Source organism: Lysinibacillus sp. NPDC097868, from assembly GCF_044761135.1.
Taxonomy (GTDB): domain Bacteria; phylum Bacillota; class Bacilli; order Bacillales_A; family Planococcaceae; genus Lysinibacillus.
Genome location: NZ_JBIWBS010000008.1, coordinates 39,230 through 51,533 on the forward strand (window position 1 = coordinate 39,230; position 12,304 = coordinate 51,533).

Here is a 12,304-nt window from a genome sequence, read left to right on the forward strand (position 1 = left end):
TAGGGGTTGTTACTAATGTTAAAAACGTATGATGAAGTATTAAAAGTGACGAATGATCTTGTTAATATTGAAAGTATCGTAAATACCGAAGGCGAAATCGATATTTCAAAATCACTTGCTAAAACAATTGCTAACCTACCTTACTTTCAAAAAAATCCAGACTATGTGTTTACTTCACAAACGGTAGATGATGAGATTGAGCGATATAATGTATTTGCTTTTGTAAGAGGGACAAAAGAAAGTAGCGCTAAAACAGTTGTATTAATGGGCCATACCGATACAGTAGGAATAGATGATTATAATAGCTTGAAAGAGCAAGCCTGCTTTCCTAATAATCTTCAAGAAGCATTAAAAAACGAAAAGGTTCCTCCATTAGTTAAGGAGCATTTAGAATCCAATGAATGGTTATTTGGCAGAGGAACATTAGATATGAAAAGCGGTGTGGCAAGTAATTACTATCTATTAAAGTATTATTCAGAGCATCCCGAAGAATTAAAAGGAAATATTGTGTTTTTTGCAGAGTGTGATGAGGAAGATAGCTCGCACGGGGTATTGTCAGGTTTAAATGATTTAAAAAAACTTAGGGATGAGTATGGATTTGAATATGAAGCATTAATAAATTCTGATTTTGTAGCTCCTCGGTATGAAGGAGATGAAAATAGATATATTTATAAAGGTAGTGTCGGGAAGCTACTTCCTTCATTTTATATAACTGGAGCTGAAAGTCATGTGGGGTCTAGCTTTGAAGGACTTGATCCTAACTATATCGCAGCAGAGTTAACTAGACAAATTGCATATAATCCTGTGCTATGCGATAAATCATTAGGCGAAACGCCTATGCCACCAGTAACGTTGAAGCAAACAGATTTTAAAGATACGTATACTGTTCAAACAGCACTTGCTTCATATGTATATTATAATTTCTTTGTGCAATCATGGTCCCCTAAAGATGTTCTTGAAAAGCTAAAAAATCAAGCAGAAATTGCCTTTAATAATGTAGTAAATAATTTAAATGGTCATTATAAGAGGTATTGCGAAATTAGTGAACAGGAATATACAAAATTACCTTGGGAAACTAGGGTGTTATTTTATGAAGAACTAGAGCAATCGATTATTTCACAATCTGGTGATAGTTATAAAGAGCATATGAAGAAATTTAAAGAAGACTTATTAGAAAATAAAGCATTAGATGTACGTATGTTTTCTGCGAGAGTCGTAGAAGAAACATGGAAATGGGCAAAGGATAAGAGCCCAGCTATTATTATTTTTTATTCCTCACTTTATTCACCACGCGTAGAGGTGACTGGAAAAAATCAAAAAGAAAAAAATCTATTAATAGCTTTAGATCATGCTATCGAAAAAGTTCAACCACATTATAATAAGCCAATAGTACAAAGAAATTATTTTCCTTATATTTGTGACATGAGCTGTGTAGCGATAAATGACGATGAAGATAGCATTCAATCCGTTATTAACAATAACCCAAGTTGGGGAACAAAACATTTTGTCGATTATGATGCTATTAGGGATTTAAATATTCCAGCAATTAACATTGGACCATATGGTTATGATGCACATAACAGATACGAAAGAACTGAATTAAAATATACAATGGAAATCATGCCTAATTTAACGAAACTAGTAATAGATAAGCTACTTGATTAATGGCTACAGTTATAACCGTTGATATTGCATTTAGAAGAGCTTTCAAACTATAGACAAACTCGAACAATTTCAAGTTTGTCTATAGTTTTTTAGCTTATGTGCGATTCCGTAAAGTAAATTGTTTGAGAATTGTTTGAGTGCCTGGCACCTAAAGGTTGTGATTATGAAGATTAATTATTCTATATATCATAAGAATAGGGGGTGTTGTGTAAATAATATATGTTAATGATAAGAGTAAAACGTTAAAATAATTATTAGATGGGGAAGCTAGGTTAAGTACAAATAGTTTATTTTTGAAAAAAGAACGTTCACTCTTTTTTTTTACACAAAATAAGAACATATGCTCTATTTTTTATTAGAAAGTGAATGTATGCTTCTTACAAAGGAGTGCTTTGGATGTTGGAAAATAAATGGGATAAAGAAAGAATAAAAAAATTTGAAGAGGCAAATCGACAGCTATTAAAAAATGATTTGGTAATTTCCTTTTTGAAAATACCAACTAACAAAGAAAAGTACATGGAAACAATATCAAACCCTACTCCTGAAAATAGGAAAGAATTAGATAAATTATTTAAACATTTCTATTTCAAAATCCGTTTTATTTCTCATATTTCATCAACTCTAAAGTTTAATTCAATTAATTTCGACAAAAGATTGAGACTTATACAATCCAGATTTTCTCTTACCTTAGATGCCATCATTAATTCTAGTGAAGGACAAGAAACATTTCTCGATTTAGTAGCTGACGAACAAGCAGAAGATTATTTTAGTGACATTATTTTAAATGATGATTTAGATGAATATGTAATAAGCCCGTTATTGTATGATGCATTAAATTCGTTGACTAAAAAGCAAAAGGAGATAATTAGTCTAGCTTATGCAGAAGGATTAAGCGATACGGAAATAGGACGAAGGTTAAATAAAACGCAGCAAACTGTCTCTAAAACCCATAAGAAAGCTTTGGAAAAAATGCTGATTTACATTGAAAGGCAAAAGAACAATGGGGAAAAAAGGGGGATTTCTGATGATAACAGAACCATCTGATTGGATTATGATAATCGGAAATTTTGGATTTCCGATTGCATTGACAGTTTATCTATTTATTAGATTTGAAAAGAAATTAGAAAATCTTGAACTAAGTATTAATAAGTTATCGGAACTTATTAAAAATTCAAGGAGGGACTGAAGGTTGATGTCACAAGAATTAATTACCTTAGTAAAAAAATCGAAACATGACGATAAAGCATTATTAACTGTAATAAATTATTTTGAGCCTTTATTGAAACAGTGCCTTTATCAAACTCATCCACATTTTAGAGAGGATTTACGTCAGGATTTGCTTATTAAACTCATCAATACTATAAGAAAATATGATGTGAATTCCGTCCCAGGGTTCTGGGATTTGAAGAAACGATATAATGGCCAATAAAATTAGGCGTATTACCATTAGTACTAAAGCGGTCAAATAGTTAAAAATTTTTGATCGTTTTAGTTCTAAATGGTTGTTTTCATCTTTATAAATAAAATTGTGGTGGCATAGCCAAGTCGTAAGGCAAAGTTTTGCAAAATCTTAATCTAAAATTATGTAAAAATTGTTTGAGTGCCTGGCACTTTAAAGCACGCTCTATTGTAACAAAGCATGGCTAATATTACAGGAATGTTACAAAAAGCCGGAATACCCATTAATTAATACCCATATTTTAGCGTTGGTAAACCACAAAACGTTGGTATATCAGCTTTTTTTTTACTTTCAAAACCGTTACACAATTGAAAAATTAAAATACCATCATTTGTGATAGTCTATGTATAGGCAAAAAAGTTCCTTGAGAGGGGTATAACAAACTTATGAAGAAAAAATGGTTATTACCGATTTTTGCATCTTTTATGTTATTTTCAACAATTCAAATAGATAACGCTGAAGCGGCAACTGCAAACGAAGTTACTGAAACAGCGACGAAATATTTAGGTATTCCTTATGCTTATGGTGGTACAACTACTAGCGGATTAGATTGCTCAGGTTTTACTTCTAAAGTCTTCAATGATTTAGGTATTAAATTAAACCGTACATCAAGCTCACAATATCAGCAAGGTACAGCGGTTGCGAAGAGTGATCTAAAAATTGGCGATTTACTTTTCTTTAACACGAGTGGTAGTGGTATCTCACATGTAGCGATATACATAGGTGACGGTAAAATGATTCACTCTCAAACTGGTAAAGGTGTTAGCTATTCTAATGTAAACGATCCATATTATTGGAGCTCTCGTTACGTTGGTGCAAAACGCGTAGCGGATTTTGATGCTGAACAACAAGCTGAAGTGACAAAAGTAGCGACTGCTGAAGTTAAGGACGCTGCAATTGACTTTTCAGTATATGCTTCACGTGCTGAAGTTGCTGTTCAAATTGCAAAAGCTTTAAACTTAGATACATCTGATAAAAATACATCATTTGCAGACGTAAAACCTACTTATGCACATGCTGGTGCAATTTCTGCTGTAGCGAAGTTAGGTATTTTTACAGGTGATGATCACGGCAAATTTAATCCTTCTTCTCCAATGACTCGTGCACAAATTGCAAAAGTTTTAGTAGTTGCTTTTGGTCTTGAGCATAAAGGTGATGTGGTGACATTTGCAGATGTTCCTGAAAATTATTGGGCAACAGAATATATTTCAATTCTAGCATCAAACGGTATTACAGCAGGTAAAGATAACGGTAATTTCGGTTATGATGAAATGTTAAAAATTTCTCAACTTGAAACATTTATCGAGCGTGCTAAGCAAGTGAATAAGTAATCAATTTCTACTTCGCTTCGGACAAGGGCTACGTTTGAAGTGGAGCATTGCATGGAAGTTCTTTTAAATAACGTATAAATGGAGGAGAGTTTGCACTTGCAGGCTCTCTTCTTTTTATGAATCCATATGAAATGGGGTGATATAAAAAAATGTCGAATAGTTACAATCTATGATAGTTTTATATGTGAATTTTTGTTAAAATGGACACAATAACACGAGAACATGAAGGGAGGAAATAAGACATTGTACTTTAAAAAAATCAGTCTTATATTATGCGTCTTATTCATTTCAGCTTCTATGTTTACGATACATAGTGCAAATGCAAGTGGTGGTTTTGAAGATGTTACCCCAAAGCATGAAGCTTATGAAGAGATCAATTATTTAATTAGTTTAGGTGTTATAAAAGGGTATACGGAAAATGGTAAAACGTATTATAAGCCTTATAATAGCGTAACGCGCGGGCAAGTTGCGAAAATGGCTGTTGTTGCTTCTGGTAACAAACCATTAGTTGTCAATAAATCAAACTTTTCAGATGTAACGGTTGGTACCGAGCTTTCAGGTTACGTTGAACGTGCCATACAGTTGGGGTACTTTAAAACAAATACTACTGGGCAGTTTTTACCGAACAAGCCTTTAACTCGTGATGAAATGAGTTATGTATTAACAAAGGCATTTAAGCTTGATGCAAGTGAATACGAAAATATGGATTCTCCTTTTGTTGATGTGGGTATTACACATCCTTACGTTCAATACGTAAATACGATTTACTATAATGGTATTACAAAGGGAAGCGGTCAAAATTATAATCCAAATAGCCAAGTGACACGTGCACAGTTTGCATTATTTGTTGCTCGTGCAAAAAGTGAAAAATATCGTTTAGAGCTACCTGTAAAAGGTGTTACTGTTCCAGATACAACACAGGTTATTGGTTTAATTCAAGTGACAACAGATGGCTTGAATATTCGTAAATCAAAAGACTCGGCATCTAGTTCGAACATTGTAGGTACAGTCGATAAAGGTGGAAAACTATCAGTCTATGCAGTTGAAGGTGACTGGTTAAAAGTAACATATAAAGGTGCATTTGCTTATATTTATAAAACGTACGCACAGTTTTTAGATGCGGACGGTAATGCATTAGGAAAAATTCAAAAAGAAGTTAAAACGACACAAGGTATCAACCTCTATGTGAAGGCTACTTCATCTTCAAAAACAATTTCAACAATCAATAGTAATGTCAAACTGCCTGTCTACAAAACGGTTAATGGCTACTATTTAACAGTAGTAAATGGCTTGCCAGGATATATTGTGGCAAACAGCACAGAGGATGTGGAAGTAGAACAACCTTCAAAACCAGATCCAACTCCACCGCCAGTTGCAGGAGACTTATTAGGTCGTGCTACTGTAGGTAGTCTAAATGTACGCAAAGAAGCGAATTCAACTTCTACGGTATTAGGTAAATTAAGTAAAGGCGACTATGTGCATGTTAACAGCATTAGTGGCTATTGGGCGCAAATTACTTTTGATGGACAAACAGGCTATGTGCATAAATCTTACTTAAAACTATTAAACCAAAATGGTAATGCACTGAAAAATCGTATTATCATTCTTGACCCTGGTCATGGTGGTAAAGACCCTGGAGCTGTTGTAGGTTCCAATTCAGAAAAGGCTATTACTTTAAAAGTTAGCACACTTGTAAAACAGAAACTTGAAGCAGCTGGTGCGAAAGTGTTAATGACACGTACAGGTGACACATATCCTTCGTTGCAAGACCGTGTTGACTTTACCGATGCAAACTATGGCGAAATCTTTGTTAGTATACATGTCAACTCAGCATCTAGCACCTCTGCACAAGGTACTGAAACATATTATGCTGTGACAACTGGAGATATGTATCAAGAAGATATAGATTTAGCTACTTTTGTAAATAACCAAATTGTTAATAACTTAAACATGAAAAATCGCGGTGTTAAAGAGCAACAATATTATGTTATTCGCAACACATTAATTCCAGCGATTCTAGTAGAGCTAGGTTTCCTAACAAATAGTGAAGACCGTGGCAAAATGACAGATGATCAATATATCGAATTATTTGCTGAAGCTATTTATAAAGGGATTTCTCAATACTACGCTAAACAATAAAAAAAGAGCTACATCGTTCATATTTAGAACGACGTAGCTCTTTTTTATTGGATGAAAGGTGAGATGACAGACAATCTATTAGCGCTATCCAAAATGTTATTTAGCGTTCGCATGAAGTGTGCGATTAACAAATTGGGCAAAGTTTTGGCGAGTTACAGTGTTGTTTGGTTTAAATGTATGATCTGCATAGCCTGTAGTAATATCTAGTGCATAGAGAGCTTGTATATCTTTAAAATAGATATGAGATGTAGGGACATCTATGAATGTATTTTTAGTATAGCCTTGTAGCTTAAAGCCCTTTACAAGTGCATGTGCCATTGCAGCACGCGTCATCGGTTGATGGGCGTTAATTTTGCCATCTTCTAAAGAAATTATTCCATAGCGAACGCCTGTAGCTAGGACCGCATAGCCATAATCGCCAGCTTTCATATCACTAGCGTTCAAGGTAGCTGAGCTGGAAGTGGTAATACCAAGTGCACGTAATACCATTTCAGTAGCTTGTATTCGAGTAAGTGTACCTTGAGGGATGAATTTACCATTACTTCCTTTCACAATACCTAATGCATATAAGTTTTTAATATCATCATAAGCACCGTTTGATGCTAATACATCTTGAAAAAATGGGGCAACCTCAATAGAAGCCTTGTTGGAACCTTTTGTACGTGTGAGCGTTTTAATTTCTGCAATGGTTGCAAATTTTTCGTCAACATTTTTACGATCATCGCGACCTTCTATGAAGGAAGTACGTATCGTATATGTTCCAGCAGCTAAATTTCCAGGCATGAAAATTTGATATTTTTCCGAGTGGGTACTAATATCTTTGCGGTCAGAATTAGTTGTTGTCGTATCGGCAGCAAGACCTGGTAGATAACGATCATGCCCTTTACCGACGACGTGATCGTTCGCATCAAGAATCTCTACTTTTAACGTACCACGAGCAGGCACATTGCCATTGTTCTTTACCGTTACTGTAGAGTAGAAGACGAATTTACCAGACGGCGCTACATAACTTTGCACACTATCAGAGTATAGCGAAAGATTATAGCGACGTGGCACATCATCATTACGATTTTCGGCAACCCAATGTAGAGCGTGCTTCATAAATACTTGAGCGTCTAAGTCGCCTTGTGTTGTAGAGTATGCAACACCGTTTTCGTTATCTTGCCAATCTGCTTTGGCATTAATAGTAATGTAATCATAAATTTTGAATCCGATTTGTACGACTCTACCTTTGCTGAATTGAATGGCATGTGCTGCTCCAAATTCATTTTTCTTCATTGTTTGTGGCTTGTCAGTATAATTGTAATTCGAGAAAGATAATAGCGGTGAGGCAGAGCCACCTTGCCATGGTTTAATAATTTCAACCCACTCTTGATCAGATTTTGTTAGACTTAATTTGCTTTTGCCGAGCTCCTTAGTAGCGTTTTGGATAATTGGGTGTACTGAATTACTATTGCTAATTGTTGCGTTACCCAATACTATATCGTCGATAAAGCGTGAGTTGAAAACTTCTGATAGGTTATCCCATTCCATGACCCAAGAGTCGACATCATAGATTAATGGGGAGAGATCCATTTGACCAGCCTTCGGAAATTTTGCGGATTCGTTACGAGCTGTTTGGAACGCAAAAATAGCACCGCCACCGTTGCGTACGTACATTTTGACATTTTCGCGTTGTAGATGATTCATCATGACCGTATAAGGAAAGACGATTGCATCATATTGGCTTAAACTTTCTAAGCTATTTAAGTCCTTTTCGTAAATTTTCTCTACATTGAAGCCCTGTTGCTGATATAAAAGGAAAGCTTTTAGCTCCTTGTTGTATGTAGAGCTATAATCGACCTTTGGAGATACTGTTTGTCCCTCATGTGTACCACCAGGGTGTGTGGAGTTGGCATATTTCTCACTACTTTCAGAGAAAACGATGCCGATTCTTTGAGTTGTAGCTTGGGCTTGTGTCGGTAATAGGAATACAACAAGCGTACAAGCACAGACAGTAATTAGTGAAATGAATATCTTCAATAAATCCACATCCTTGTTTTGTATTTTTTCAAAAATAGTATTACTAAATTTCATCATACACCCAAATAATGACTGAATCGTAGAGATTTAGGTGAAAATGAAATTTTTGAGCTTTTTTATGTAAAATCCATAGAATACTTTCTATAAGTCTATCCGTATTTATGATATAATAACCTTTGTTTTTGTAGGGAAAACTAAAGAATGTAATAGTGAGCAACAACTATTGATTCATGATAGAGGAGGGCAATAACATCTATTTAGATGTATTACATGTATGAATAAACTGAAGCAAGTTTTCGCAAAGGTCAATAAGATTGATACGTTTTCACCGTATTTCTTTTTACCTTTTATATTAGTACTATATTTCTTTACAAGTCTATTCGATTTCCATCGATTTGAATTATTTAACGTTCGTGTATCAATTTTGCCAGCGGTATTAGTAGCACTTATTTGCTATTATATCGGTGTTTATATTATTGATAAATTACAATGGACAATCCCATCATTCGGATTATCGTTCTTAGGAAAATATGTTATTCACATTGTTGTGTTATTAACAATAATCGGTTTAGCTTCTTATTTAATGATGATTTTTGGTGGAGGTTTAGGAATTTCTGATGAATCCAATCGTCGTAATCTCGATCCAAAACTAAACTTCTTCAGCCAATTATTATGGTACGGAATTCTACTGTTATTATCTTACAAAATGATTTTAGAAAAGCATATGACATGGAAGAAAGCATTAGTATACGGCACGATTTTTGCTGTTGTTATGTTCTTGTTCTTATTAATGGGCTATCGTACACCCTTAATTATTATGCTATTTACTGGAATTATTATTTTCCATTATGTTGTGAAACGTGTGAAATTAACTTGGTTCCTGACGGCATTATTTGTAATCGGTGTTGCATTCTCGATGTTTGGTTTCTTACGAGTAGTGACAGAAGATACAACTAAAGAATTCAATAATCGCGATCAACCAGATGTTGAATTGACAGAAACAGAAAAAGAAAAACTGTTAACAGTTGAACAAAAAGTAAATTTAACTCCTAAATGGATGCGTTCAATAAATGGTGAAAGTGTTACAGGTCATATTGTTTTAAGTAAAATTATTGAATACACGCAAGAAGAGGGCTACTTAAAAGGCGAAATTCATAAAGGTATCTTTAATACGGTTCTTCCTGGTGAGCAAATTTCACCTCGTATGAAGGTGACGGAAGTTGTGAACTCATTGAGCGTGGAAGAAGGTAAATATATTACACGTCCAACAAGAACAACAACGCCTACCTTTATCGGACAATTATTCCTAGATGGTGGCTATGCACTTGTAGCGATTGGTTTCTTACTATATGGTGTATTAATTTCATTAATCTATAATAAAGTAAAACAAGGCGGCATTCGTAGCTTCCACTCAGTAGCATACGCATTTGTCATTACATTGTTTACAGTGTCAATGCACACAGGCTTACTTGATTTAATCTTTATTTTAATGTTAGGTTTTGTAGTAATTGCATCAGCAATTATAAAAACAGAGCAAAGAAAACTTCGATACTAACAGTAAAGGGCTGCCCTCAATAGGGCAGCCCTTTTATATCGTGGAAAAAAGATCTTGAACCGCGGAATTCCTAAGACATTCCGCGCGAAAACCCGGCTGCACATGATGTGTTGTAGGAAACAAAAAAGGACCCTCCAATAAAGTGGAGGGTCCTTTTTCTTTATTTCACTGTATCGATAAACTGAATATAGTCTTTACTAATGTAAGCTGAACCTGGGTGGAGCTTATCAGATAGTACTTCATACCAGCCATTAATGTTTGTATTGATAACAATGACAGGCATACCACTTCTAGCATATGTGAAGAGAGGGCTATTGCTAGTAGAAGTGTCTGTACGCACATTTAAACCAGTAGTTGTTGTTAAGCCGATTGTATAAGGATTTTTTGCATCCTTAAAACCTAACGCTTTTTCGGCACGATAATAGTGTCCAGCGATTTTAGCTCCCCAGTACGGGTCAGATGCATATTTTACGTTAAAGCCAAGTGCTTTCGAACCAACTACTGCACCGTTTGCATAGTTTTTCCCAGGGGCACCACCTGGTGTAATATAGTTTGGTTGTAGGAACTTATCAACAAGTTCGTTAATATTAGCAGCTACACTGTCGAATTTTTTATTAAGTGGATTAGTGTCATAGACATATAAACCAAATAGGTTGTTTAAGTTTTGAGCATGATCACTCATACCATAAGCACTTTCATGCTGAGCAAGTGACAAAATTAACATTGCGTTAATATGTGAGTTTGCCTCAACTGCTTTTAACGTTTGTCCTAAGCCGATAAGCTTACTTTTCGTTGTGGCATCTTTATAAATTGTAATACCTGTACTTTCCATCTCCGCAAGCTTATTCATAATGTAAGCATCGATTTCTTCTGCTGTATATTGTGTTGTTGCACGAGCAGGTAAAAATTGATAATAGTTATAAGCATCCCCCTTAGAAGAGCCATTACCATTTGTGAAGTAAATACCATTCCAGCTATAGTATTTCTCACCCTGCTTCATGAAGGCAGGTGCTTTTCCGTAAACATAGCTTGAAGAATATTTATTTGTTGTGTAATCGTACAGTGTATGTTTAATTTCGCCATTTTCGTTTGAATAGTAAGAACGTCCCTTGCTTAGTGAAAAGGGAATTAACGTTACATCTGCTTGTTTTAAATAGCCAACTTGACCAGCTAATCGAACTTTCACTTGAGCTGCATCACTGCTGATGTATTCCATTTCTGTATTACCAGCAACAGCAATTTGATCTTTAATCGTTTCAGAATAAAGTGCAACATATTTATTCGTAACAACATAGCCAGAAGCCATTTTTACAATTTTATCTTTTTGGACGATAACTTGCGTATTTTTTGTTAATGCTTTATCAGCAGCTTCAAAGCTTGTGAAGCCCTGATTGCCGACTAGTGTACCATTTGAAATTTCTTTAATCGCATAAGTAGAGAAGTCAGCACCTGCATCACCTGCAAGCAGCATTAAACGTTGAATAAACGTTGCAGCTTGTCCAATTGTTGCATTTTTTTCAGGCATAAAGTAACCATCAGAACCGATAATGATTCCTAAATGTGCACCGATTGCTACGGCAGAGCGGTATTCTTTAATAATGGATGCATTATCCTTAAATGTAATGGATGAAGTACCCTTAGGAATCTTTAAATAATCAATAGCTCTCTCCAGCATAATAGCCATATGCTGTCTTGAAATGGCGGCGTCAGGTTTAAATGAACCGTCTGTGTATCCTGTTATAATTCCAGCTGTAGCAGCTAATTGAATTTCCTTTGCATACACATATGTATCTGGAACATCTGTAAATGCCATACCGTTATTTGCTTCAAGATTCATAACCTTTGCTAAATAAGAAGCAAATTCTCCACGTGTGACATTGTCATTTGGTCGATAACTGCCATTAGCATCCGTTACTAAAGCGTTTTTCGAAATTAAGTAACGCAGACCATTTTCATGGGCATGCCCTGAAAGTGCATCAGCAGATGCCATTTGGGGTTGCCAAAAGAGCAAGCTAACTACTGCCATAAGCAATGCAATGATTGATAGTTTTTTCATTTTTTTCCCTCCTAAACTTTAACATCATTTTACCAAAGTTAGAGAGTCGCGATAAGGTCAAATATATGTATTCTCTT

9 protein-coding genes are annotated in these 12,304 nt (G+C 35.1%); 7 read left to right on the forward strand and 2 right to left on the reverse strand.

Annotated features, from left to right (window positions below; all coding sequences use genetic code 11):
- Window positions 1-15 precede the first annotated feature (15 nt).
- From ACIQXJ_RS22880 to ACIQXJ_RS22905, 6 genes are all read left to right on the forward strand, one after another.
- Window positions 16-1,665, forward strand: coding sequence for a M20/M25/M40 family metallo-hydrolase (locus ACIQXJ_RS22880; RefSeq protein ID WP_403058108.1), 1,650 nt, complete (start codon window positions 16-18; stop codon window positions 1,663-1,665).
- Window positions 1,666-2,061: 396 nt separating this feature from the next.
- Complete coding sequence (locus ACIQXJ_RS22885; RefSeq protein WP_403058111.1) at window positions 2,062-2,709, forward strand: sigma-70 family RNA polymerase sigma factor; 648 nt, start codon at window positions 2,062-2,064, stop codon at window positions 2,707-2,709.
- On the forward strand, window positions 2,690-2,851 hold the full coding sequence (locus ACIQXJ_RS22890; RefSeq protein WP_403058113.1) for a YvrJ family protein: 162 nt from the start codon (window positions 2,690-2,692) through the stop codon (window positions 2,849-2,851). Before ACIQXJ_RS22885 ends, ACIQXJ_RS22890 begins: the two co-directional genes overlap by 20 nt.
- Before the next feature lie 6 nt (window positions 2,852-2,857).
- Window positions 2,858-3,094: a helix-turn-helix domain-containing protein gene (locus ACIQXJ_RS22895; protein WP_401014211.1), complete on the forward strand. Its 237-nt coding sequence runs from the start codon at window positions 2,858-2,860 to the stop codon at window positions 3,092-3,094.
- A gap of 416 nt (window positions 3,095-3,510) precedes the next feature.
- Complete coding sequence (locus tag ACIQXJ_RS22900) at window positions 3,511-4,455, forward strand: C40 family peptidase (protein ID WP_403058115.1); 945 nt, start codon at window positions 3,511-3,513, stop codon at window positions 4,453-4,455.
- A 243-nt stretch (window positions 4,456-4,698) separates the two neighbouring features.
- Entirely contained in the window at window positions 4,699-6,594 is a 1,896-nt protein-coding gene (locus ACIQXJ_RS22905) for an N-acetylmuramoyl-L-alanine amidase (protein WP_403058117.1), read from the forward strand.
- Between the two features lie 96 nt (window positions 6,595-6,690).
- Here the strand turns inward: ACIQXJ_RS22905 and ACIQXJ_RS22910 are convergent, their stop codons facing one another.
- On the reverse strand, window positions 6,691-8,616 hold the full coding sequence (locus tag ACIQXJ_RS22910; protein WP_403058119.1) for an S-layer homology domain-containing protein: 1,926 nt from the start codon (window positions 8,614-8,616) through the stop codon (window positions 6,691-6,693).
- Between the two features lie 274 nt (window positions 8,617-8,890).
- Between ACIQXJ_RS22910 and ACIQXJ_RS22915 the strand changes: the two genes are divergently transcribed.
- A complete protein-coding gene (locus tag ACIQXJ_RS22915; protein WP_403058122.1) occupies window positions 8,891-10,171 on the forward strand; it encodes an oligosaccharide repeat unit polymerase in 1,281 nt (426 codons plus the stop codon).
- Window positions 10,172-10,331: 160 nt separating this feature from the next.
- Here the strand turns inward: ACIQXJ_RS22915 and ACIQXJ_RS22920 are convergent, their stop codons facing one another.
- Window positions 10,332-12,227: an S-layer homology domain-containing protein gene (locus ACIQXJ_RS22920; RefSeq protein ID WP_403058125.1), complete on the reverse strand. Its 1,896-nt coding sequence runs from the start codon at window positions 12,225-12,227 to the stop codon at window positions 10,332-10,334.
- Between the last annotated feature and the right edge of the window lie 77 nt (window positions 12,228-12,304).

What these genes read in the sequence shown, in the direction of transcription:
- ACIQXJ_RS22880 (WP_403058108.1), top strand. Translation starts at nt 16, where the DNA reads ATGTTAAAAACGTATGATGAAGTATTAAAAGTGACGAATGATCTTGTT.
- ACIQXJ_RS22885 (WP_403058111.1), top strand. Translation starts at nt 2,062, where the DNA reads ATGTTGGAAAATAAATGGGATAAAGAAAGAATAAAAAAATTTGAAGAG.
- ACIQXJ_RS22890 (WP_403058113.1), top strand. Translation starts at nt 2,690, where the DNA reads ATGATAACAGAACCATCTGATTGGATTATGATAATCGGAAATTTTGGA.
- ACIQXJ_RS22895 (WP_401014211.1), top strand. Translation starts at nt 2,858, where the DNA reads ATGTCACAAGAATTAATTACCTTAGTAAAAAAATCGAAACATGACGAT.
- ACIQXJ_RS22900 (WP_403058115.1), top strand. Translation starts at nt 3,511, where the DNA reads ATGAAGAAAAAATGGTTATTACCGATTTTTGCATCTTTTATGTTATTT.
- ACIQXJ_RS22915 (WP_403058122.1), top strand. Translation starts at nt 8,891, where the DNA reads ATGAATAAACTGAAGCAAGTTTTCGCAAAGGTCAATAAGATTGATACG.
- ACIQXJ_RS22920 (WP_403058125.1), bottom strand. Translation starts at nt 12,227, where the DNA reads ATGAAAAAACTATCAATCATTGCATTGCTTATGGCAGTAGTTAGCTTG.